This is a genomic window from Ornithinimicrobium sp. CNJ-824, assembly GCF_001942405.1.
Taxonomy (GTDB): Bacteria; Actinomycetota; Actinomycetes; order Actinomycetales; family Dermatophilaceae; genus Ornithinicoccus; species Ornithinicoccus kibberensis.
Genome location: NZ_MKKA01000022.1, coordinates 23,230 through 46,375, shown reverse-complemented (window position 1 = coordinate 46,375; position 23,146 = coordinate 23,230). Strand labels below are relative to the sequence as shown.

The following is a 23,146-nucleotide window of genomic DNA, read 5'->3' as shown; positions in this document are numbered from 1 at the left end:
CGACCGCCTGACACACCCCCGCCCCCGGACGGGCGCACCGGGAGCGGGTCACTACAGTGACCACCACATCGTGGGGGAGAGTCCCCCGCCCCGTCGACCCGCAGCGTCGCGGGCCAGCTCCAGGAGGCTGTTCCATGGTCCCAGTCCGAACCGCCGTGAGCGATCTGTCGCTCACGGGATTCGATACGGCCGTCGTGATCGTCGTGCTCGCCATCGCGCTGGTCGCGCTGGTCTTCGGCTTCATGTTCCGCAAGCAGGTGCTGGACACCCCGACGGGGACCGACAGCATGCGGGCGATCGGCGCGGCGGTCCAGGAAGGCGCCTCCGCCTACCTGACCCGGCAGTTCAAGACGCTCGGGATCTTCGCCGTCGTCGCCTTCCTGCTGCTGCTGGTGCTGCCGGCCGACGACCTGGGCGTGCGCATCGGCCGCTCGGTGGCCTTCTTCTTCGGCGCCGGCTTCTCCGCCGCCATCGGCTGGCTGGGCATGAACCTCGCCACCGCCGCCAACATGCGGGTCGCCGAGGCCGCCCGCCACGGGGACCGCGACCAAGGGATGCGCATCGCCTTCCGGACCGGCGGCACCGTCGGCATGGCGACCGTCGGCCTCGGTCTGCTCGGTGCCGCGCTCGTCGTCCTCGCCTTCCAGGGCGACGCCCCCACCGTGCTCGAGGGCTTCGGCTTCGGCGCCGCGCTGCTGGCCATGTTCATGCGGGTCGGCGGCGGCATCTTCACCAAGGCCGCCGACGTCGGCGCCGACCTGGTCGGCAAGATCGAGGCCGGCATCCCCGAGGACGACCCGCGCAACGCCGCCACCATCGCGGACAACGTGGGTGACAACGTCGGCGACTGCGCCGGCATGGCGGCCGACCTCTTCGAGTCCTACGCCGTCACGCTGGTCGCCGCGCTCATCCTCGGCACCGCGGCCCTGGGGGCCGAGGGCGGCCTCACCTTCCCGCTGGTCATCCCCGCCATCGGCGTCCTCACGGCGATCATGGGCGTCTACATCACCAAGGCCAAGCCGGGCCAGAACGCCCTCCAGGCCATCAACCGCAGCTTCTACGTCTCCGCAGCCGTCGCGGCGGTCGCCTCCGTCGTCGCGGCCTTCGTCTTCCTGCCGACCGACTCCGCCGAGCTCGGCGGCGGCGACACCTCCGGGACCGTCACCGGTGGCATGCTCGCGCTGCTGGGCGACACCGCCGACCTCGACTTCAACCCGGCGCTCGGCTCTGCCGCGGCGGTCGTCATCGGCATCGTGCTCGCCGCCTTCATCCTGTGGCTCACCGGCTACTTCACCGGCACCGAGTCCAAGCCGACCAACGACGTCGCCCGCACCTCGCTCACCGGCCCCGCCACCGTGATCCTCTCCGGCATCGGCATCGGCCTGGAGTCCGCCGTCTACACCGCCGTCACCATCGCCGGCGCCATCTTCGGCCTCTTCCTGCTCGCCAACGGCTCGATGATCGTCGCCCTCTTCTACGTCGCGCTGGCCGGCTGCGGCCTGCTGACCACGGTGGGCGTCATCGTCGCGATGGACACCTTCGGCCCGGTCTCGGACAACGCGCAGGGCATCGCCGAGATGTCGGGCGACGTGGACGAGGCCGCGCCCAGATCCTCACCGAGCTGGACGCCGTCGGCAACACCACCAAGGCCATCACCAAGGGCATCGCGATCACCACGGCCGTCCTGGCGGCCACCGCGCTCTTCGGCGCCTACTGGAACGCCATCACCAACTCCCTGGGCGACGTCGGCGAGGAGGCCGAGGCGGACGTCTTCCAGTCCTTCCTCATCTTCGACCCGCGCGCGCTGGCCGGCGTGCTCATCGGCGGAGCGGTGGTCTTCCTCTTCTCCGGCCTGGCCATCAACGCGGTCACCCGCGCGGCCGGCGCCATCGTCTTCGAGGTGCGCCGCCAGTTCCGGGACAGGCCCGGGATCATGGACTACTCGGAGAAGCCCGACTACGCCCGCGTCGTCGACATCTGCACCAAGGACTCGCTGCGCGAGCTGGCCACCCCCGGCCTGCTCGCCGTCTTCGCCCCCATCGCCGTCGGCTTCGGCCTCGGCGTGGGTCCCTCGCGGGCTACCTTGCCGGTGCGATCGGGACGGGCGTGCTCATGGCCGTCTTCCTGGCCAACTCCGGCGGCGCGTGGGACAACGCCAAGAAGATCGTCGAGGACGGCCACTACGGCGGCAAGGGCACCGAGGCGCACTCCGCCACGGTCATCGGGGACACCGTCGGCGACCCCTTCAAGGACACCGCGGGCCCGGCCATCAACCCGCTGATCAAGGTGATGAACCTCGTCGCCCTGCTCATCGCCCCGGCCATCGTCGGCCTCACCTACGGGGACGGCAGCAACGACCTGCTCCGCTGGGGCGTCGCCCTGGTGGCGGTGGTCGTCATCGTCGCCGCGGTGACGGTCTCCAAGCGCCGCGACATCGCCATCGGGGACTCCCCCGAGGTCGAGTCGGCCGGAGTCGTCTCCGGGGACTGAGCCCGGTCCCCCGGCGGCGGGGCGGCACCCCACGGGGCGCCGCCCCGGCGCCGTGCGTGGCACAGTGACCGACGTGCTCCCCACCGACGACGGACGGATCCAGGACCTACGTGCGGACCTCGCGGAGGCCGGGTACGCCGTGGAGACGCTGGCCGACCTCCTCGGCCCCGCCGCCGGTGCGGCGCTGCACCGCGACCAGCCGCTGCCGGCGCGCCGGGCGCTGGCGGGCCGCGACGAGCCGGCCGCCGTGCTGGCCCGGGTCTTCGTGCTCGGGGAGGGCGTGCCCGGGGCCCTGCTGGACGTCGTCCTGCGCCGGACCGGCCTCGACGGTCTGCGGGACCTCGGCCTGGTGGTGGGGCAGGACCCCGCGGACGACCGCGGCCCCCTGTTCCGGGCGGCCCTCGACCTGCGTCCCTACGGGGACGAACGGCATACCTGGTGGGTGCTCTCGGACCTGCCGGAGACGGTGGTGGGCGGTCCGCTGCCCACCCGGCACGTCCTCGGGGTCGGCGGGGCGTCCACCACGCTGGCCTCCTGGACCCCCCGGCCGCAGGTCGGGCGGGCGCTGGACCTGGGCACCGGGTGCGGCGTCCAGGCCCTGCACCTGTCCCTCCACGCCGGGGAGGTCGTGGCCACCGACGTCTCGGACCGGGCCCTGCGGATGGCCCGTCTCACGGCCGCGCTCAACGACGTGGGCCTGGACCTGCGTCACGGCTCGATGCTGGAACCCGTGGCGGGGGAGACCTTCGACCTGGTCGTGTCCAACCCGCCCTTCGTCATCACGCCCCGCCGGGAGGGGGTGCCGCTGTACGAGTACCGCGACGGGGGCCGCGCCGGCGACGGGCTGGTCGCCGAGCTGGTCGGACGGGTCGGGGATCACCTGCGACCCGGAGGCGTTGCCCAGCTGCTCGCCAACTGGGAGCTGGCTGCCGGGGAGGACTGGGCCGGGCACGTGACCGGCTGGCTCGAGGGCACCGGCCTGGACGCGTGGGTCGTGCAGCGCGAGGAGCAGGACGTCGCCGAGTATGCCGAGACGTGGATCCGCGACGGCGGTCACCGGCCGGGCACGGAGGAGTTCGAGGAGCTCTACGCGGCCTGGCTGGACGACTTCGCCGGGCGCGGCGTGGAACGGGTCGGGTTCGGGGTCGTGACGCTGCAGCGTCCTCGTGCCGGCCGCGCCCCGTGGCGGGACCTGGTCGACGTGCGCCACCCCGTCGCCGCCCCGATGGGCCCGCACGTCCTGGCCGGCCTGCGGGCCCGGACCTGGCTGGCCGAGCACGACGACGAGGAGCTGCTGAACGTGGCCTGGCAGGTGGCCGACGACGTGACCGAGGAGCGGATCGGCCGACCGGGGGCACCCGACCCGCAGGTCATCCAGCTGCGCCAGGGCGGCGGCTGCGCCGGACGGTGCGCCTGGGCACCCTCGGTGCGGGCCTCGTCGGCGCGTGCGACGGCGACCTGACCGCCCGTCAGCTGTGCGCGGGGCTGGCGGTGCTCACGGAGACGGACACTGCGACCGTCGTCGCCGAGGTGCTCCCCGTGCTGCGCGACCTCGTCAAGGACGGGCTGCTGCGCTGAGCCCCGCCGGGACGGGCGTGGGCCGGTCAGTCGTACTGGTAGGTGGTGTTCGACAGCAGGAAGCTCTTGCCGATCTCGTCGCTGTCGCAGCGCACCCCGTCCTGGGCGCTGGTGCAGGTCACCGGACCCAGCGTGAGGGAGGAGCCGTAGGGCAGGACCGCCACGGTGGTCCCGTCGACGTCGGCGGTCTCACCGGCCTCCTGCGCCCACCAGCCGCCCGCGTCGACCGCAGCCTGCCCGAGCAGCGGCTCCGGCAGGCAGGTCCAGGCCCCGCGCTCGGCGGAGAGCATGAGCGCGTCCGCCTCCTCGGCGGTGCACCCGCGACGAGGGTCGAGGCCAGGTGGTCGGCCTGGGGGGTGAACCCCTTCTCGGCCACCTGGCACACGGCCGAGGCGGCCGTAACCGAGCAGGCGATGTTGCCCGAGGGGAGCACGAACCCGGCGTGGTCGCCCTCGACGGTCACCGTCCCTCCGCCGCCGGAGACCGACCGGCCGGCCACCACCGGCGCGATGTCGGCCGGCTCGGTCGGCGGGCCGGCGCTGCCCCCGGAGCCCTCGCCCGACCCCTCGCCGGCACCTGCGGTCCCGGCGGCGCCGTCCCCGGCGTCGTCCCCGTCCTCGACGCCGGCGGTGCCGCCGGCCGGGTCCTCGCCGTCGTCCCCGTCCCCCACGCTGCACCCGGCCAGGAGCACCAGTGCGGCGACCCCGGCGGCCGTCCAGCGTCGGGACCGGCCGGGAGGCCGCATACCTGCTCGTCCGTGCACCGTCATGAGGCAGCAGCGTAGCGGCCGTCGCCCCATCGGCTACGGTGACGCCCGAGGTCCCGTGTCGGAGCCGCGACGAATCCGCGGCACACGGACCGTTCGGAGGAGCAACCGTGGCAGCAGGGCACAAGCTGGTGATCGTCGAGTCGCCGGCCAAGGCGAAGAAGATCGGCGAGTTCCTCGGCAAGGAGTTCACCGTCGACGCGAGCGTCGGCCACATCCGCGACCTGCCCAACCCCTCCGAGCTGCCCCCGGAGATGAAGAAGGGCCCGTTCGGCCGGTTCGCCATCGACGTCGACGGCGGCTTCGAGCCCTACTACGTCGTTGACGCCGACAAGAAGAAGAAGGTCACCGAGCTGCGCCGCGCCCTCAAGGACGCCGACGAGCTCTACCTGGCCACGGACGAGGACCGGGAGGGCGAGGCCATCGCCTGGCACCTGCTCGAGGTGCTCAAGCCCAAGGTCCCGGTCCGGCGGATGGTCTTCCACGAGATCACCAAGGAGGCCATCCAGCGGGCGGTCCACGACACGCGGGACCTGGACACCGACCTCGTCGACGCGCAGGAGACGCGCCGCGTCCTCGACCGCCTCTACGGCTACGAGGTCTCACCCGTCCTGTGGCGCAAGGTCAAGCAGGGCCTCTCGGCAGGCCGCGTGCAGTCGGTGGCGACCCGCATCGTCGTCGAGCGCGAGCGTGAGCGGATGGCGTTCCGGTCGGCCTCCTACTGGGACGTCGAGGGGGAGTTCGTCCCGGGCGGCAACGACGGGCAGGCCTTCACCGCCCGGCTCGTGGAGGTCGACGGTGCCCGGGTCGCCACCGGCCGCGACTTCGCCGACGACGGCACCCTGCGCACCAAGGGGGCCGTGCAGCTGGGCGCCGCCGCCGCCCAGGCGATCGCCGACGGCACCCGGGAGGCGACCGTCGCCGTGACGGAGGTCGCCGAGAAGCCCTACACCCGGCGGCCCTCCGCCCCGTTCACCACCTCCACACTCCAGCAGGAGGCCTCCCGCAAGCTGCGGATGAACAGCCAGACCGCGATGCGCACCGCGCAGCGGCTCTACGAGAACGGCTACATCACCTACATGCGGACCGACTCGACGACGCTGTCGAGCTCGGCCGTCAGCGCCGCCCGCCAGCAGGCGCGGGACATGTACGGCGCCGACTACGTCCCCGACGCCCCCAGGACGTACGGCAAGAAGGCCAAGAACGCCCAGGAGGCGCACGAGGCCATCCGCCCGGCCGGCGACACCTTCCGCACCCCGGCGCAGGTCGCCGGCGAGCTGCGGGGGCAGGAGTACGCCCTCTACGAGCTGATCTGGAAGCGCACCGTCGCCTCGCAGATGGCCGACGCCAAGGGGTCCACCGCCAGCGTGCGCCTGGCGGCCACCCTCCCGGAGGGGACGGCGAGCGCCGCCGAGGGCGGCGCCCGCACGACATACGCGCGGGCGGGGTATGCCGCCTCCGGCACCGTGATCACCTTCCGCGGGTTCCTCGCGGCCTACGAGGAGGGGCGGGACGAGAGCCGCTACGGCGAGGACGGCGCCATGGGCCGGCGGCTGCCGAAGCTGTCGGAGGGCGTGTCCCTGGAGACGCTGCGCGCCGAGGCGCAGGGTCACCAGACGAGCCCGCCCGCCCGCTACACCGAGGCCACGCTGGTCAAGGCGCTGGAGGAGCGGGGCATCGGCCGCCCCTCGACCTACGCCGCCACCGTCGGGACCATCCAGGACCGGGGCTACGTGCGCACCCGCGGGTCGGCGCTGATCCCGACCTGGCTGGCGTTCGCGGTGACCCAGCTGCTCGAGCGGCACTTCCCCCGGCTGGTCGACTACGACTTCACGGCGTCGATGGAGGAGGGGCTGGACGCCATCGCCCGCGGCGACGAGCAGCGGGTGGCCTGGCTGCAGCGGTTCTACTTCGGCGACGAGGCCACCTCCACCGAGGGGTTGCGCGACCTCGTCCAGGACCTGGGGGAGATCGACGCCCGGGCGGTGTCGGCGGTGGAGACCGGCGACGGCACCGTGGTCCGGGTGGGCCGCTACGGCCCCTACGTGGAGGTGCCGGGGGAGGACGGCCAGCCGCGCCGGGCGACCGTCCCGGACGACATCGCCCCGGACGAGATGACCGCGGCGAAGGCCGAGGAGCTGCTGACGGCCGCCGCCGACGACGGCCGGGTGCTGGGCACCGACCCCGGGACCGGCCACGAGATCGTCGCCCGCGCCGGGCGCTACGGCCCCTACGTCACCGAGGTCCTGCCCGAGCCGGACGAGGCGCCCAAGCGGGGGGCCAAGAAGATCAAGCCGCGGACGGGTTCGCTGTTCGCGGACATGGACCTGGCCACGATCGACCTGGAGACGGCCCTGCGGCTGCTCTCGCTGCCGCGTGTCGTCGGCACCGACCCGGAGTCCGGGGAGGAGATCACCGCGCAGAACGGCCGCTACGGCCCCTACCTGAAGAAGGGGACCGACAGCCGGTCGCTGACCAGCGAGCAGCAGATCTTCGACATCACCCTCGAGGAGGCGCTGGCGATCTACGCCCAGCCCAAGCAGCGCGGCCGGGCCGCGGCGAAGCCGCCGCTGAAGGAGCTGGGCACCGACCCGGTCTCGGGGCGGCCCGTCGTGGTCAAGGACGGCCGGTTCGGGCCCTACGTCACCGACGGGGAGACCAACGCCACGCTGCGCAAGGGCGACGAGCCGGAGGAGATCACGCCCGAACGCGGCTACGAGCTGCTGGAGGAGAAGCGGGCCAAGGGCCCGACGACCCGCAAGCGGGCGGCGAAGAAGACCACCGCGAGGAAGACCACGGCGAAGAAGACGACCGCGAAGAAGACCACGGCCAGGAAGGCTCCGGCGAAGAGCACGACGACCAGGAAGTCGACCGGGTAGGTCGCACCGGTCTCCGGGGCGGTCAGCCGCCGGGGGACGGCTCGGGCAGGGGGGCCGTGGAGTGGTCCCCCCGGAGGCGCTTGGCGACCAGCTCCGCGCTGATGAGGCACATCGGCAGGCCGATGCCCGGGATCGTGCTGGAACCGGCGTAGAGCAGCCCCTCGACGTGCCGGGAGACGTTCCCCGCGCGGAACATGGCGCTCTGGCGCAGCGTGTGCCCCGGCCCCAGCATGCTGCCGCGCCAGGCTGACAGGTCGGTGACGAAGTCGCCCGGCCCGATGGTGCGCCGCACCTCGACGCGGTCGGCCAGGTCCGGGATCCCCGCCCAGGCGGCGACCTGGGCGATCGCCGCGTCGGCCACCCGCTCGACGGCCGGAGATCCCCCGCCGTCCAGGCCACCGTGACCCAGCCCCGGGTCGGCCGGCACGGGCACCAGGACGAAGAGGTTCTCGCAGCCCGACGGGGCGACGTCCGGGTCGGTGGCCGAGGGCCGGCAGACGTAGGCGGAGGCGGGGTCGGGCACCCGTCCCTCCCGGATGCGGTCGAAGTTGTCCCGCCAGTCGGCGGTGAAGAACAGGCTGTGGTGGGGCAGCTGCGGCAGCTGCCCCCGGACGCCGAGCAGCACCAGGACCGCCCCCGGGCCGCTCGTGCTGCGGTCCCAGTAGCGCTGGGGGTAGGTCCGCAGGTGCTCGGGCAGGAGGCGCGTCTCGACGTGGTGCAGGTCCGCGGCCGCGACGACCACCTCCGCCGGGGAGGAGTGCTCCACGCCCTCACCGTCGACCCAGCGCACACCGGTCACGCGGGCGGTCCTGCCCCGCAGGCGGGCGGGCAGCCGGTCGCGCAGGCGTCCCGGCAGCGTGGGCGCGCGGTGGCCGGGCCGCCCGACCGTCTCGACCGACACCGCCCGGGCTCCGGTGCGCACGCGGACCCCCTCCTCGAGGGCGAGCCGGTGCACCGCCTCGACGAGGTGGGCGAAACCGCCCTGGGGGTACATGACGCCGCCGGTGAGGTCCAGGGCGCTCATCAGGTGGTAGAGGCTGGGGGTGCGGTCCGGCGAGGAGCCGAGGAAGACCGCGGGGTAGCCGAGCACCTGCCGCAGCCGCCGGTCCTGGAAGCGTGCGGCGACGAAGGACTCCAGCGAGCGGGTGAGCAGGGGACCGAGCGTGGGGACGCGGCGCAGAACGTCCGGGGAGGCGAGCGCCAGCGGCCGGGTGAAGCTGGTGTAGAGGAAACGGCGCAGGGCGATGTCGTAGGCGTCCCTGGCCGACGCGAGGTACCCCCGCAGCGCCGCCCCGGCGCCGGGCTCGATGCGCTCGAACGTGGCCACGTTGTCCTCGGTGGAGGCCACCACGTCGAGGGGCTCGTCGTACCCCTCGAAGAAGACCCGGTAGGCCGGGTCGAGCTGCCGAAGGTCCAGCTGCTCGGCGGTGCTGGTGCCCATCATGGCGAAGAAGTGGTCGAAGACCTCGGGCATGAGGTACCAGGACGGACCGGTGTCGAACCGGTAGCCGTCGGATAACCACGACCCGGCCCGCCCGCCGACGCCCTCGCGCTGCTCGAGCAGCTCGACCTCGTGTCCGTCGGCCGCCAGGAGCGCCGCGCTGGCCAGCCCGGAGATGCCTCCGCCGACCACGACCACCCTGCTCATCGGCGACCCACCAGGCAGCGGGCCAGCACGACGGCCTTGACCGGGTCGGGGACCCGCACGCGTCGGGTGGCGATCTCCGCGGCGGGCGTGCGCCGCAGCCGCTCCGAGAGGGCCGCGAACAGGTCGTGGGCCGCCCTCACCGCCCGCCGGCTGCTGGGCGGGAGCTCGGGGATGACCGCGGCCGCGGCGGCGAGGTCGGCGTCGATGTCGTCGAGCAGGACGTCGCGCCGGGCGTCATCGAACCGGCCCGGGTCGACCCCCGGGAAGTAGTCCCGGCCCCGCTCGCCGTGGTCGTCGGCCATGTCCCGCAGGAAGTTGACCTTCTGGAAGGCCGCCCCGAGGGCGCGGGCGCCCGGGGCGAGCTGCTCGTAGCGCGCCTGGTCGCCGCCGACGAACACCCGCAGGCACATCAGCCCCACGACCTCGGCGGACCCGTAGACGTAGGTGGCGAAGGAGTCGGGGTCGTGCGCGGCGACGTCCAGGTCGGCGCGCATCGAGTCGAAGAACGGGCCGACCAGGTCCCAGCCGATCCCGTGCTCGACGGCCGTGCGGGCGAAGGCGTGCACGACCAGGTTCGGGCTTCCCCCGATCCGCAGGGCGCGTCGGGTGTCCTCCTCCAGGGCGTCGAGGAGGGCGGCGCGCCGGCCCCGGTCCCAGGCGAGGTCGACGTCGTCCACGAGCTCGTCGGCGACCCGGACGAGGGCGTAGATGCACCGCACGTGCGTGCGCACCGGCTCCGCCAGCAGGCGGGTGGCCCAGCCGAAGGAGGTCGAGTAGCACTCGATGACGACGGCCGCACTGGCCTGGGCGACCTCGTCGTAGGGGCCGGAGGGGCGAGCTCTCACGGCACGAACCTACCTGCCCCGGGCACGTCCCACGCGCCGGGGCCGGGCGCACGGTCAGCCCGAACGCACCCGGTCGCCCAGGAGGGTGCTCCACAGACGGTCCGCGAGCTCGTCCTCGATCTCGAAGGCGTCCACGAACAGCTGGAGCGTGGCGCAGCTGAGCGTGCGACCGGTCAGGGCCCGCCCGACGAGGTCCTTGTAGGTCCGTGCCGGCCGCGGAGCGTTCCCGTCGAGCTCGCCGGACTCCACGAGGTGGCGGACGATGACCTCGGCGACGGCCGCGTGGTGGACCGAGGCGCTGGGCGCCATCCGCCGCACGTGCCGCACCCAGCGACGTCGGTAGCGCGGCAGGGCCAGCACGGAGCACAGCAGCTCGGCAGCATCACGTGGTCGGGTCATCTCTCGTCCTCCCCGGGCCGGCCGGTCGGAGCAGGGCCACCCGTGGACGGATGCTGCTCCCGGCACCGATCGTGCCGGGACGCCGGCCCCTCCGCAGCCGTCTTTGCGCTGTCCGGACGACCCCGGACGCCGGGTCGGTCCGGTCCGGACGGTCCGGGTGCGTCAGAATGGTCCTTGTCCACCATGACGCCGACGAGGGGAAGGTGGGGATGGCCGCTGCGCCGCTCACCGCGGAGGAGTTCGGCGCTGCCCTCACCGCGCTGCGCCACCAGGCCCGGCTCTCCGTCCGGCAGGTGGCTGCCCGCAGCGGGATCCCGGCCAGCACCCTGGGCGACTACTTCGCCGGCCGACGCTGCCGCCGTGGAACCGCCCCGAGGTGCTCCGCGGGATCCTCCGGGCCTGCGGCGTCCCGGACAGGGAGGTGCCCGCCTGGGAGCAGCGGCTCTGGGAGATGCGCACCCGTCCGGCCCCGCCGCCGGCGCGGCGGGCCCCGTGGTTGGGTCTGGAGAGCTACGGGGCCGAGGACGCCGACCTCTTCTTCGGGCGGGAGGAGGACAGGGCCGAGCTGCGGGAGACCGTGCTCGCCGCGCTCGCCGACCTGGCGACGGTCGCCGTGGTGGGCCCCTCCGGTGCCGGCAAGTCGTCGTTGCTGGGCGCCGGCCTGGGCGAGCTGGGCGAGGACGTCGACGTGCGACGGATCACTCCCGGCGCCCTGCCCGTGGACCTGCTCGTGGACACCGTCCCGTCCCCCGCGCGCTGCGACCGGGCCTACGTCCTGGTCGTCGACCAGCTGGAGGAGCTGTTCACCCTCGGGCACGACCGGGCGGTCCAGCAACGCTTCCTCGACCTCCTGGGGCGTTGGCTGCGGCTCGGTGACGTCGACGGGCCCGCCCCGGGGGAGGACGGGACGGCGGCGCCCGGCCGGCGGGCGGTCGTCGTGGGACTGCGTGCCGACCACTACGGCACCGCGGCCGAGCACCCCCTCCTGCTGCGGGCCCTGCGCGAGCGGCAGGTACTGGTCGGGCCGCCGGGGCGGGCCGAGCTCCACGGGGTGATCACCGGGCCCGCGCAGCTCGTCGGCCTGGGCCTGCAGGACGGCCTGGTCGACCTGATCCTCGCGGAGGCGCTCGGCCACGGGCACGCCCAGCAGGTGCTGCCCCACCTCTCCCACCTGCTCCGGGCGATGTGGGCCGAGAGCGACCGGCGTGAGCTCACCCGCGACCACTATGAGCAGGTCGGCGGGTTCCGCGGATCCCTGGTGCGGTGGGCCGACGCCGTCGTCGAGGCCCTGCCGGACGAGGACCGCCGCACCGCCCGGCGGTTGCTGCTGCGCCTGGTCGGTGTTCAGCAGGGACAGGCGCCGTCGCGCCGGTGGGCCGCCCGGGACGAGCTGCTCGCCCTGGGACCACGCGCGCAGGACGTGCTCGAGCACCTGTCCGACCGGCGGCTCGTGGTGCTGGAGGGCGACAGCGCCTCCCTGAGCCACGAGGTCCTGCTGGTCGACTGGCCCCTCCTCGACGGGTGGATCCGCGACCGGGGCGGTGCGCTGCAGGTCCGTGACCGGGTGGCGGCCCGGCGCGTCGACTGGCTGGAGGCCGGCCGCGACCCGGCGCTGCTCCTCACCGGCAGCCAGCTGGCCCTGGCCGAGGACTGGCTGGCGGAGCACCGTGAGGACGCCACCACCGAGGAGGTCGACTTCGTCGAGGCGTCGGCCCGGCGCCAGCGGGACGTCGCCGCCGGCCGGGAGCGCACCCACCGGCGCACGCGGCGCCTTCTGGCGGCGACCACCGTGCTGGCGGTCGCGACGGCCGGGCTGTCCGTGGCCGCCGTCTCCTCCCGCCAGCAGGTGCAGGTGCAGCGGGACGAGGCCCGGTCGCGGCAGGTGGCCAACCTCGCGGTGTCCCTGCGGGAGGAGCATCCGGCCACCGCGGCCCAGTTCGCCGTCTCGGCCCACGCGCTGCAGCCGACCAGGGAGGCCGTGGTCGCGGTGCTCGACGCCGCCGCCGGCCCGCACCTGACGCGGCACCTCGACGGGGCGGGCGTCAACCGGGGCGACGTCGCCCCGGACGGCAGCTGGATCGCCCTGGGCGCGGCCGACGGGAGCGTGCGCACCGCGGAGCTGACCGACGAGGGGCTGGGCGACCCGTCGGACCCGGTCAACGTCCTGGCCGAGCAGACCAGCCCCACCACGGGGGTCGCCGACCTGGTGGTCAGTCCCGACGGCGGCACGGTCGTGGCCACCGCCGGACCCCACGGACTACGGCTCGTCGACGTCTCCGACACCGCCCGCCCCAGGGACGGCGGGGTGCTGGCGCTGCCGGACGGCGGGGACGGGGGCTACGCGGTGGCCCTCGACATGCGGGCGGCCGACGGTCGGCAGCTGCTGGTGGCGGGGGCCGGCGGGCAGGTCCTCTCCTGGACCGGCCCCGCCGCCGGAGCCCCGGCCGACGGGTGGGGGGACGCCGAGGTCGTGGCCGACCACGGGCGACCGGTCGTGGACCTGGACCTCGGTCCCGACGCGCGCCGTGCGGTCACCCTCGGCGACGACGGCACCGCGGTCCTGTGGCGGGTGGAGCCCGGTGGCTGGGAGCGCGTCGACGACACCCTCGTCGACCCCGACGGCCGGCTCCAGCACCGGGTCGAGCTGTCGCCGGACGGGGCGACGGCGGCCGTCGTGGGCCGGGACAAGACGCTGCGGCTCTTCGCCGTGGGGGACCAGGGGTTCGCGCCTGAGGGGGAGGCCCGCGCCTTCGCCAGCTACGTTAACGACGTCGAGTTCTCCCCGGGCGGCGAGCAGGTGGTGGCCGTCGGGTCGGCGGGGGAGGTGCTCCTGTGGCGCCGTGGTCCGTCGGGCTGGGACGCCGCCACCTGGGACGTGCCGGCCGCCTCGGTCGCGACCGCGGCCCCCAACGTCGCCGTCGTGGCCCTCGACGACGGTCGGTGGTTCGTGGCCCCCGAGAACGACGAGTGGTTCCTGTGGGACACCACGGGCCCGGTCCCGGTGCGTCACGGCGACGGCGTCTTCACCACCCGCGCGGCCGCCGACGGGGAGCTGCTGCTGGTGGCGGCCGGGGCGGGCGACGGCAGGTTGGTGCTCTACGACACCGCGAGCGACCCGCGCCGGCCCGAGCAGGTCTCGGCGGTCCGCGCGCCCGAGGGAGAGGCCTTCAGCGGCGCAGCCGACCTGGGGCCCGCCGGCACCGTGATGGTCGGCGGCACGATCGCCGACCGCGTGCTGGCCTACGACGTGCGCGACCCCGCCGACCCGCGCACCGTGCTCGACGACGACCTCACCGGGGGCCGGGTGGAGGAGGCCGACCGCAAGATCGTGGAGATGGTCGCCTTCGACTCGGCCGGGTCGACCCTGGTCGCCGGTGGCGACAACGGCTGGGTCTCCTGGTACGCCGTGGACGAGGAGCGGGCCACGGTCACGCTGGCCGGACGGGCGGACACCGAGGGGCTGGTGTATGCCGTCGCGCAGTCGGTGCACGACGTGGCCGTGGTCGGTCAGGTGGGCAGGACCAGGCTGTGGAGCACCCGGACCGGCGAGCCGCTCGGCGACCTCTCCACGCCCGGGGCGGTCCTCGGCCTCGACCTCGACCCCGCCGACGAGCACCTGGTCGCCGTGGGCGCCGGCCGCGAGGTGACCGTCTGGGACGTGCGGGAGCCCGCGTCGCCCGTGCTCGTCGACACCCTCACCGGCCCGGGGTCGGAGGTCTACAACGTGCAGTACAGCTCCGACGGGACTCGCCTCGCCGCGGCCTCCCAGGACGGCCGGCTGTGGGTCTGGGACCGGACCGACGACGGGTGGGCCGACCCGCTGGCCCTGGGGGCGGCCGAGACCCGCCTCTTCGCCGTCGGCTGGGGCGCCGGCGACGAGGTGCTCTACGCCGGCGGCAACCTGGGCGAGGTGCGCATCTGGGACACCGACGTCGACCGGGCCCGGTCCTGGATCTGCCGGACGACCGGTGTGCGGCTCACGGAGCAGGAGTGGGCCGACCGGCTGCCCGGCGTCCCCTGGACCGCCCCCTGCGAGGAGCCCTAGCGCCGCAGGCGCCGCCCGGCTCAGGCCTGCAGGGCCTGCTCCAGGTCGGCGACGACGTCCTCCGGCGCCTCGAGCCCGACCGACAGGCGCAGGATGCCCGCGCCCGGCCGGGCCTCCTCCGCCACCGGACGGTGGGTCAACGCCGCCGGGTGCTGGACGAGGCTGTCCACCCCGCCCAGCGAGACCGCGTGGGTGATCATCCGCACGCTCTCCGCCACCCGGCGCGCCCGGTCGTAGCTGCCCAGGTCGAAGGCCAGCACCGCGCCCGGCCCGGTCATCTGCGTGCCCACGAGCCCGGTCGGGTCGGCCCCTTCGGTCCCGGGGTAGTAGACGCGGGCGACGTCGGTGTGCCCGGTCAGCCAGCCGGCCACCACCTGCGCGCCCTCCTGCTGGGCCCGGACCCGCACCGGCAGGGTCTGCAGCCCGCGGTGGGCCAGGTAGCCCGACAGCGGGTGCATGATGGCGCCGGTGACGGCCCGCACCGGCCGGATGCGGCCGGCCCACGCCTCGGAGGTGGCGACCACCCCGCCGAGGACGTCGCCGTGCCCGGCGAGGAACTTGGTCACCGAGTGCAGCACCAGGCTCGCGCCGTGCTCGAGCGGCCGCTGCAGCACCGGCGTGGCGAAGGTGTTGTCGACCAGCACCGGCACGTCCCCCGCCTGCCCGCACAGGGCGCGCAGGTCCACGAGGTCCAGGGTCGGGTTCGCCGGCGTCTCGACGACGACCAGCCCGGTGTCCTCCTCGATCGCGTCCGCGACGTGGTCGGCGTCGGCCCAGGTCACCCGGGTGCCCAGCAGCCCGGTGGCCAGCAGGTGGTCGCTGCCGCCGTAGAGCGGGCGGACCGCCACCACGTGGGGGGTGCCGGCGGACACGCAGGCGAGCAGGGTGGCGCTGAGCGCGGCCATCCCGGACGCGAAGGCCACCCCGGCCTCGGCTCCCTCCAGCGCGGCCAGCGCCTCCTCGAAGCGGGCCACCGTCGGGCTCCACAGCCGCTGGTAGACGGGTGTCTGCCGCTCGCCGCGGGCCTGGCCGGAGGCCATCTGCTCGTAGGCCTCGCCCCCGGCCTCGACGTCGGGCAGCGGGTAGGTGCTGGAGAGGTCGATCGGGGGGACGTGCACCCCCAGACCGGTCAGGTCGGCCCGTCCGGCGTGGACGGCGCGGCTGTCAAGACCCAGGGCTTCGGTGCGCATAGGACAAGAGTGCAGATCCTGAGCAAACTCGTCAACACTGACGAAGGATCAGCGGTGCAGGTGCGGGTATGCCGTGGCGACCGCGTCCGCATACGCTGACCGTGTGCCGAAGAACCCGCCGGACCGCGTCAAGCCACTGGACGAGACCGACCTGGCGCTGGTGCGCCTGCTGGAGCAGGACGGGCGGATGTCCAACGCGATGCTCGCCCGCGAGGTCGGCATCGCCGAGTCCACCTGCCTGGTGCGGGTGCGCTCCCTGCGCGAGCGGGGCGTGGTCCGGGGCATCCACGCCGACGTCGACCCGGTCGCGGTCGGCCGTCCCGTCGAGGCGATGATCGCCGTCCGCTTCGGCGGGCACCGGCGCAGCCACTTCGAGCAGTTCACCGAGGAGGTCCCGCAGCTGCCCGGGGTGCTGGGTGCCTACCACGTGTCGGGAGCCATCGACTACTACGTGCACGTGGCGACCGAGTCGGCCGACGCCCTGCGCGACTTCGTCCTGGACCACCTGACCAACCGCCCCGGCGTGCTGCACGCCGAGACCTCGCTGATCTTCGAGTCGCTGCGCGGCCGCGGCACGATGACGCGCCCCGACGACGAGGGCGGTCCGGAGGGGGAGCGGGAAGAACGGGCTTGACCCTCACGCGGCGTGAGGCCGCAGAGTCGGTGACGTGACCGCATACCCGCAGATGACCGACGACGTGCTGACCGTGGGGCAGGTGGCCGAGAGCCTCGGCGTGACGGTGCGCACCCTGCACCACTACGACGAGGTCGGCCTCGTGGTGCCGTCGGGGCGCAGCCCCGCGGGCTACCGCCTCTACACCGAGGAGGACCTGCGGCGGCTGCAGCACGTCGTCGTCTACCGGCGGCTCGGCTTCCCGCTCGAGGAGATCGGGCAGCTGCTCGCCGACGGGGCCGACGTCGCAGCGCACCTGCGGCGGCAGCGCGCGGCGGTCACGGACAGGCTGGACGAGCTCGCAGGACTCGTCAGCGCCATCGACAAGGCCCTGGAGGCAGAGATGAGTGAGTACAAGATCACCCGCGAGGAGCAGCGCGAGCTCTTCGGCGACAACTTCGACGAGAGCTACGCGCGGGAGGCCGAGCAGCGCTGGGGGGACACCGCGGCATGGGCGCAGTCCCAGCAGCGGGCGAGGTCCTACACCAAGGAGCAGTGGGAGCAGATCAAGGACGAGGGCGACGAGATCAACGCGCGCTACGTCCGGCTCATGCGGGACGGCGTGCCGGCCGCCTCCGCGGAGGCGATGGACACCGCCGAGGCCGCGCGCCAGCAGATCTGCACCTGGTTCTACGACTGTCCTCGGCAGATGCACGCGGGCATCGCGAGATGTACGTCGCCGACCCGCGGTTCACGAAGACCTACGAGGACATCGCGCCCGGGCTGGCGCAGTACGTCCGCGACGCGGTCGTGGCCAACGCCGCCCGCGCCTGACCGCACGGGCGCCGCGGGCGGTCCGGTGTGGACGACCGGGTATGGGGCGTCGGTCGCCTCACGTAGGCTGCCGCCGTGACCGCTCCCGGACTGTTCGTCGCCTTCGAGGGCGGTGACGGCGCGGGCAAGTCCACCCAGGCCGACCTGCTCGCCCGGTGGCTGTCCGACCGTGGCCACGAGGTCGTGCGCACCCGTGAGCCGGGGGGCACGCCCCTCGGCCGTTCCTGCGGGAGCTGGTGCTGCACGGCGAGGACGGGTCCGTCGCGCCCCGGGCCGAGGCGCTGATCTTCGCCGCCGACCGGGCCCAGCACGTGGCCACGGTCGTGCGCCCCGCGCTGGGCCGGGGGTCGGTGGTGGTGACCGATCGCTACCTCGACTCCTCGGTCGCCTACCAGGGTGCCGCCCGCGAGCTCGGCCACGACGAGGTGCGTGGCCTGTCCCTGTGGGCCGTCGAGGACCTGGTGCCCGACCTCACCGTGCTCCTCGACGTCGACCCCGGGCAGGGGCGGGACCGCCGCGGCACCGTGCACGACCGGCTCGAGCGCGAGGACGACACGTTCCACGACCGGGTGCGGCAGGGGTTCCTGGCGCTCGCGGCCCGGGAGCCGGACCGCTACCTGGTGCTCGACGCCGGCGGCCCCGTCGAGGAGCTGGCCGAGCAGGTGCGCCGGCGGGTCCGGGCACTGCTCCCCGGGCCGGCGGGTGCGCCGTGAGCGTCTTCGACCAGGTGGTCGGCCAGGAGCGCGCGGTCGCGGTGCTGCGCAGGGCCGCGTCCGTGCCCGCCGCCATGACCCACGCCTGGCTGGTGACCGGTCCCCCGGGGTCGGGTCGCAGCGTGGCCGCGCGGGCGTTCGCCGCGGCCCTGCAGTGCGAACGGGTCGCGGACCCGGGCTGCGGGGAGTGCCACGCCTGCCGCACGGTGCTGGCCGGCAGCCACCCCGACGTCTCGTTCGTCTCGACCACCGAGACCTTCATCCGGGTCGACCGTGCCCGGGAGCTGGCGCTCACCGCGGCCACCCGCCCCAGCACCGGCCGCTGGCGGGTGCTCGTGGTGGAGGACGCCGACCGGCTCAACGAGCAGGCCGCCGACGCCCTGCTGAAGTCGCTGGAGGAACCGCCGCCGCGCACGGTGTGGGTGCTGTGCGCCCCGACCGCCGACGACCTCATCGTCACGGTTCGGTCCCGCTGCCGGCACCTGCAGCTCGGCACGCCTCCGGTCGACGCCGTCGCGGACCTGCTCGTGCGGCGCGACGGCATCGACCCCGCGATGGCCCACTACGCGGCCCGGGCCGCCCAGAGCCACATCGGCATCGCCCGCCGGCTGGCCACCGACGAGCACGCCCGGGCCCGGCGGCGCGAGGTGGTCGGGATCCCGACCTCCCTCACCGGCGTGGGGGCGGCGCTGAGGGCCGCCCAGGACCTCGTCGAGGAGGCGGGCGAGGGTGCCGAGACCATCTCCGCCGAGCGGGCCGAGGCCGAGCGTCGCGCCCTGCTGACCCAGCTGGGCGCCGACCCGGCCGCCCGTGCGCAGCCGCCCGCGGTCCGCAGCCACCTGCGCGACCTGGAGGTCCGGCAGAAGCGCGAGACCCGACGCCAGCAGCACGACAGCATCGACTCCGCGCTCACCGACCTGGCCTCCGTCTACCGGGACGCGCTCATGCTGGCGACCGGGTCGCCCGTCGAGCTGGTCAACGCCACCGAGCCGGAGCAGATCGAGCGGCTCGCTCGTTCCCTCTCCGCGGAGGAGCTGCTCGCCGCCCTGGAGACGATCGGCCTGGCCCGTGGACGCCTCGTGGCCAACGGGGCCCCGCTGCTGGTGCTGGAGGCGATGATGGTCGCCCTCGTCCTGCCCGAGCGGGCCGGGCGCCGGTCATGAGCCCGGCCGGACCACGGCCGCGCGTCCGACGACCGGGACCACGGCCCTTCCCGACCGCCCCGACACCCACCACCGGCACCCTCCAGCGGGCCGACGCACGCAAAGGACCTCTCCCCGTGGCAGCACCTCGCACCTCCGGCCCCCGCCGCGCCACCCCCGACCCGGCCGGCCGCGGACGGACCGCGCGGCTGGGGACCGCCGTCGTCGTGGCCGCGCTGACGGTCCTGGCCGGGTGCACGCCCGGCACCGACCCGGGGCAGGACCCCGCCCCGGTGGAGCAGGACCACGGGTCCGGGACCACCGACGCCCAGGCCCCCGTCGAGGGGGGCAGCGGGTCGCCGGACGACGACGCCGCGACCGGCACGGCCGGGTCGTCGGCGGGCGGTGCTCCCGCCGGGCTGGCCGAGTTCTACGGCCAGGAGCTGGACTGGTCCGCGTGCGAGAGCAGCTTCGAGTGCGCGACGTTGACGGTGCCGGTCGACTACGCCGAGCCGGACGCGGACACGATCGAGCTGGCCCTCCTGCGGTCGGTGGCGACCGGGCAGGCCCAGGGCTCCCTGGTCGTCAACCCCGGCGGGCCCGGCGCGTCCGGCGTGGACTACGCCATGATGGCCGGGGCCGTCGTCTCCCCCGAGGTGGCCCGGGCCTACGACGTCGTCGGCTTCGACCCCCGGGGGGTCGGTCGGTCGGCCCCGGTCACCTGCCTCGACGACGACGCGCTGGACGAGTTCCTCGGCTCCGACCCCTCGCCCGACGACCCCGCCGAGGAGGCCGAGCTGGAGACGCTCCAGGAGGAGTTCGCCGCCGCGTGCGAGGCCAACGCGGGAGACCTCCTCGAGCACGTCTCCACGGTGGAGGCGGCCCGCGACCTGGACGTCCTGCGGGCGGCCCTGGGGGAGGAGCGCCTCACCTACCTGGGGGCCTCCTACGGCACCTTCCTCGGGGCCACCTACGCGACCCTGTTCCCGGACCGGGTCGGGCGGTTCGTCCTCGACGGTGCCATCGACCCCACCCTCTCGGCGGTGGAGATGGGGCTGGGCCAGGCGGCCGGGTTCGAACGGGCCACCCGCGCCTACGTCGAGGACTGCGTCGCCGGTGGGGACTGCCCGCTCGGGCAGGACGTGGAGACCGCCATGGCGGCCATCCCGGCCTTCCTCGACGACCTCGACGAGAACCCCCTGCCGGTCAGCGGCGACGAGGTGACCGAGCTGACCGAGGGCTGGGGCATGCTCGGGATCGTCGTGGCCATGTACGCCGAGGACTTCTGGCCGATCCTCACCCAGGCCCTCCAGCGGGCCCAGCAGGGCGACGGGACCCTGCTGATGTTCCTGGCCAACACCTACGCCAGCCGCGGCGCCGACGGCGTCTACGAGGGCAACGGCATGCAGTCCATCTACGCCGTCAACTGCCTGGACCGGCCGGGCGAGGAGACCGAGGAGCTGGACAGCGAGGCGGTGCGGGCGCAGTTCGAGGAGGTCTCCCCGACCTGGGGCCGCTACCTCGCCGGGGAGGGAGCCTGCGGGGTCTGGCCCGCACAGGCCTCGGAGACCGTCGAGGACTACTCCGCGACCGGCGCGGCGCCGATCCTCGTGCTGGGCACCACGCGCGACCCGGCCACCCCCTACGAGTGGGCCGTGGACCTGGCCGACGTCCTCGACTCCGGGGTGCTGGTCACCTACGACGGCGACGGGCACACCGCCTACGGCCGGTCCAACGACTGCGTCGACGGCGCGGTGGACGCCTACCTGCTCGAGGGGACCGTGCCGGAGGACGGCCTCAGCTGCTGAGCACGGTTTGGGCGGGTCCGGCGTCGTCGGGTATTCTCGCTCGGGCTGCGCACGCAGCCGTGCCGCCTTAGCTCAGTCGGCCAGAGCGATTCACTCGTAATGAATAGGTCGGGGGTTCGATTCCCCCAGGCGGCTCCAGCATCACCCCAGGTCAACGGCCTGGGGTGATCTGCTTCAGGGGCACCACCTCCCCTCCAGTGCACAACGGGTGCACACTCCGCGCGGAGTCCAGCCGGTCGGCCACCCCGTCCAAGTCGTCATCGAAGAGCCCCGAGTAGACATCGAGCGTCATCGCCGCGGACGCGTGCCCGAGCATCCGTTGCACCGCCTTGACGTTCGCCCCGGCGCTGACCGCCAGCGACGCCGCGGTGTGCCGCAGCTCGTGAGGCGTCAGCCCCGCCAGGCCGGCCTCCACGGCCGCCAGGTCGAAGACGTCACGCCGGAAGTTCAGGTTCCGCAGCACCCCGCCCCGACGAGCCGTGAACACCAGCTCCTCGGTCCCCTTCCCGGCGCTCGCGGCCACCAGGTGCTCACCGACGAACGCGGGGAACGGCACCGACCGCTGCTGATGACTCTTCGGGGAGCCCCACACGAGCGCGCCGCGGACCTCGGTCACCGACTCCGCGACCACGAGCCGACGCCGCAACGGATCGACCCGCCCCACCCTCAGCGCCGCCAGCTCGCCCCACCGCAGCCCGCAGTAGGCCAGCACGTAGATGACGCCGGCGTAGTCGTCGCACGCCTCCGCCAGGGCCCGCACCTCCTCGTGGGAGAGGAACCTCTTCTCGCTCGACCTGGACGCCCGGGGCAGCCGCACGCCCTCCGCAGGGTTGGACGCGATCCTCCCCGCCTTCACCGCGAGCGCCAACTGCAGGGACAGCACCCGGTGCACGTAGCGCACCGTCGCCGGCGACAGCCCGGACACCGACAGTTCGGAGACCCACGCCGCGACGTCCTCGTGACCGATCCGGTTCAGCGGCACCGACCCCCAGCGAGGGAGCACGTGCTTGCGCTGCAGGCTCGCGTACGTCGCCCTCGTGGACGGCTTCAGGTAGCCCTCCAGCGTCGCCTCCCACTTCGGGGCCCATTCCTCGAACCGCAGCTTGCCCGCGTGCGGGTCCAGGTAGACCCCTTGCTGAGCGGCGACCCGACCCGGTCCAGGAACCGTTGCGCGTCCGCACGCCGCGGGAACGTCTTCGCCCGCTGACGGCCCCGGTCGTCCCGCCACCGCGCCACGTACCGGCGCTCGCGGCCCTCACCCCGCGTCGCGATGCTCGCCACTGTCCCGCCCCTTCCCGCTCCGGTCCGCCCACAGTCGCCGCGCCTGAGCGACGGCCACCTCCGGGGAGGCGTTCGTCGCCAGGTCCTCCCCGGCCCGCTCCGACTCCCTCGCCAGCACGAGCGAGAGCGCCTCGACCGCGTGGAACAGCGACATCCACCGCCCGCCCGTGAACGGCTCCCCGTCCTCGTGCTCCTCGCCCTGCAGGACCGCCCGCGCCTGACGCAGCGCCTGCACCGTCTCCAGCTCGACCTCCCAGTCGTCCCACAGCTCCTGGACCTCCTCGTCCGGACGCCCGCGCCTCTCCCGGTCCCACGCCCGGCCCATGACGACGGCCCGCTCCGGTGCGTACTCCCGGACGGCGTCCAGCACCTCCTCCACGACGGCACGCTCGCTGTCCTGCCACTCGTCCAGGCCCTCCTCCAGCGCCTGCTCCAGGTGGGTCCCGGCCACGGACTGCTGCATGAGGAGGCTCGCGGTGCAGTTCGCGATGTCATCGAAGCGCTCCCGCTGATCCTTCAGCGACTCCCGCAGCGCGGAGAGCAGACGCTCACGGTCGCTGGGATTGAGGAGCACCTTCCGCAGGTCGAAGCCCAGCACGATCGAGACCTCAACAGCCTCGTTCAGCCGCACGGGGCGATCCCCGGCCTCAACGCGCTGCACCGTCTGCTGATGCCAGGCGAGGCCTCGCTCTGCGAGTCGCCGCGCGAGCTCGCTCTGCGACAGCCGCGCGCGATCACGCTCCCGTCGCATGACCTCCACGAACGCCGGCTCCCATCGGAGCCCGGTTGTCTCAACGGTTCTCGGCACGTCATCGACAATAGAACGGTTGACCATCCCCCCGCAACTGGTGTAGGACTGTACTGGGATCACAACAAGATCGGGACCGATCCACCCGAAACGAGATCACACGGAGG

15 protein-coding genes, 1 tRNA gene and 3 pseudogenes are annotated in these 23,146 nt (G+C 74.3%); 12 read left to right on the top strand and 7 right to left on the bottom strand.

The annotated features are described in order from the left end of the window. Positions 1-134 precede the first annotated feature (134 nt). From BJF81_RS09125 to BJF81_RS20960, 3 genes and pseudogenes are all read left to right on the top strand, one after another. A pseudogene (locus BJF81_RS09125) lies at positions 135-2,490 on the top strand (sodium-translocating pyrophosphatase). Positions 2,491-2,563: 73 nt separating this feature from the next. Then, entirely contained in the window at positions 2,564-3,952 is a 1,389-nt protein-coding gene (locus BJF81_RS09120; protein WP_342447116.1) for a DUF7059 domain-containing protein, read from the top strand. Then, positions 3,898-4,068 carry a hypothetical protein gene (locus BJF81_RS20960; RefSeq protein WP_342447115.1) on the top strand — a complete coding sequence of 57 codons (171 nt, stop codon included), beginning with the start codon at positions 3,898-3,900 and terminating at the stop codon, positions 4,066-4,068. The genes BJF81_RS09120 and BJF81_RS20960 overlap by 55 nt, the downstream gene beginning before the upstream one ends. A gap of 26 nt (positions 4,069-4,094) precedes the next feature. On the opposite strand, the gene BJF81_RS17995 is transcribed toward BJF81_RS20960, so the two are convergent. Further along, positions 4,095-4,358 (bottom strand): hypothetical protein, encoded by a 264-nt coding sequence (locus tag BJF81_RS17995; RefSeq protein ID WP_075958078.1) that lies wholly within the window; start codon positions 4,356-4,358, stop codon positions 4,095-4,097. Between the two features lie 586 nt (positions 4,359-4,944). Here BJF81_RS17995 and topA point away from each other — a divergent pair. Next, complete coding sequence (gene topA, locus BJF81_RS09105; protein ID WP_075958076.1) at positions 4,945-7,713, top strand: type I DNA topoisomerase; 2,769 nt, start codon at positions 4,945-4,947, stop codon at positions 7,711-7,713. Between the two features lie 22 nt (positions 7,714-7,735). Here the strand turns inward: topA and crtI are convergent, their stop codons facing one another. Genes crtI through BJF81_RS09090 form a run of 3 tightly spaced genes read right to left on the bottom strand, consistent with a single transcriptional unit; the run spans position 7,736 to position 10,605 of the window. Further along, positions 7,736-9,361, bottom strand: coding sequence for a phytoene desaturase family protein (gene crtI, locus BJF81_RS09100; RefSeq protein ID WP_075958075.1), 1,626 nt, complete (start codon positions 9,359-9,361; stop codon positions 7,736-7,738). Further along, the gene (locus BJF81_RS17990) at positions 9,358-10,206 is read right to left on the bottom strand and encodes a phytoene/squalene synthase family protein (RefSeq protein ID WP_075958074.1); all 849 of its coding nucleotides are present in this window, start codon (positions 10,204-10,206) and stop codon (positions 9,358-9,360) included. Before BJF81_RS17990 ends, crtI begins: the two co-directional genes overlap by 4 nt. A 54-nt stretch (positions 10,207-10,260) precedes the next feature. Beyond that, on the bottom strand, positions 10,261-10,605 hold the full coding sequence (locus BJF81_RS09090) for a hypothetical protein (RefSeq protein ID WP_075958073.1): 345 nt from the start codon (positions 10,603-10,605) through the stop codon (positions 10,261-10,263). 50 nt (positions 10,606-10,655) lie between these two features. Here BJF81_RS09090 and BJF81_RS21495 point away from each other — a divergent pair. Next, positions 10,656-10,952: pseudogene (locus tag BJF81_RS21495) on the top strand (helix-turn-helix domain-containing protein); the annotation flags it as partial. A gap of 29 nt (positions 10,953-10,981) precedes the next feature. Further along, positions 10,982-14,650, top strand: coding sequence for a WD40 repeat domain-containing protein (locus BJF81_RS09080; protein WP_075958072.1), 3,669 nt, complete (start codon positions 10,982-10,984; stop codon positions 14,648-14,650). Between the two features lie 20 nt (positions 14,651-14,670). On the opposite strand, the gene BJF81_RS09075 is transcribed toward BJF81_RS09080, so the two are convergent. Then, positions 14,671-15,840 carry a trans-sulfuration enzyme family protein gene (locus tag BJF81_RS09075; RefSeq protein ID WP_075958071.1) on the bottom strand — a complete coding sequence of 390 codons (1,170 nt, stop codon included), beginning with the start codon at positions 15,838-15,840 and terminating at the stop codon, positions 14,671-14,673. A 103-nt stretch (positions 15,841-15,943) separates the two neighbouring features. Between BJF81_RS09075 and BJF81_RS09070 the strand changes: the two genes are divergently transcribed. The 6 genes and pseudogenes from BJF81_RS09070 to BJF81_RS09045 all read left to right on the top strand — a co-directional run bounded on the left by BJF81_RS09070 (position 15,944) and on the right by BJF81_RS09045 (position 21,088). After that, positions 15,944-16,474, top strand: coding sequence for an Lrp/AsnC family transcriptional regulator (locus BJF81_RS09070; RefSeq protein WP_075958187.1), 531 nt, complete (start codon positions 15,944-15,946; stop codon positions 16,472-16,474). Positions 16,475-16,508: 34 nt separating this feature from the next. Next, a complete protein-coding gene (locus BJF81_RS09065) occupies positions 16,509-17,366 on the top strand; it encodes a MerR family transcriptional regulator (RefSeq protein ID WP_342447114.1) in 858 nt (285 codons plus the stop codon). After that, positions 17,363-18,000: pseudogene (tmk, locus tag BJF81_RS09060) on the top strand (dTMP kinase). Before BJF81_RS09065 ends, tmk begins: the two are co-directional and overlap by 4 nt. Then, entirely contained in the window at positions 17,997-19,163 is a 1,167-nt protein-coding gene (locus BJF81_RS09055; RefSeq protein ID WP_075958070.1) for a DNA polymerase III subunit delta', read from the top strand. The pseudogene tmk and the gene BJF81_RS09055 overlap by 4 nt, the downstream one beginning before the upstream one ends. Positions 19,164-19,279: 116 nt before the next feature. Beyond that, the gene (locus tag BJF81_RS09050; protein WP_237770148.1) at positions 19,280-20,950 is read left to right on the top strand and encodes an alpha/beta hydrolase; all 1,671 of its coding nucleotides are present in this window, start codon (positions 19,280-19,282) and stop codon (positions 20,948-20,950) included. A 61-nt stretch (positions 20,951-21,011) separates the two neighbouring features. Continuing rightward, positions 21,012-21,088 (top strand) — tRNA-Thr (locus tag BJF81_RS09045). 13 nt (positions 21,089-21,101) lie between these two features. On the opposite strand, the gene BJF81_RS09040 is transcribed toward BJF81_RS09045, so the two are convergent. Continuing rightward, positions 21,102-22,178, bottom strand: a complete 1,077-nt coding sequence (locus BJF81_RS09040; protein WP_075958069.1) for a tyrosine-type recombinase/integrase — start codon at positions 22,176-22,178, stop codon at positions 21,102-21,104. Positions 22,179-22,205: 27 nt separating this feature from the next. Beyond that, on the bottom strand, positions 22,206-22,862 hold the full coding sequence (locus tag BJF81_RS09035) for a hypothetical protein (RefSeq protein WP_143780760.1): 657 nt from the start codon (positions 22,860-22,862) through the stop codon (positions 22,206-22,208). Positions 22,863-23,146: the final 284 nt, after the last annotated feature.

Excerpts from the sequence above, each read along its gene's own strand:
- BJF81_RS09075 (WP_075958071.1), bottom strand. The coding sequence starts at position 15,840 with ATGCGCACCGAAGCCCTGGGTCTTGACAGCCGCGCCGTCCACGCCGGA.
- BJF81_RS17995 (WP_075958078.1), bottom strand. The coding sequence starts at position 4,358 with ATGCTCTCCGCCGAGCGCGGGGCCTGGACCTGCCTGCCGGAGCCGCTG.
- crtI (WP_075958075.1), bottom strand. The coding sequence starts at position 9,361 with ATGAGCAGGGTGGTCGTGGTCGGCGGAGGCATCTCCGGGCTGGCCAGC.
- BJF81_RS09090 (WP_075958073.1), bottom strand. The coding sequence starts at position 10,605 with ATGACCCGACCACGTGATGCTGCCGAGCTGCTGTGCTCCGTGCTGGCC.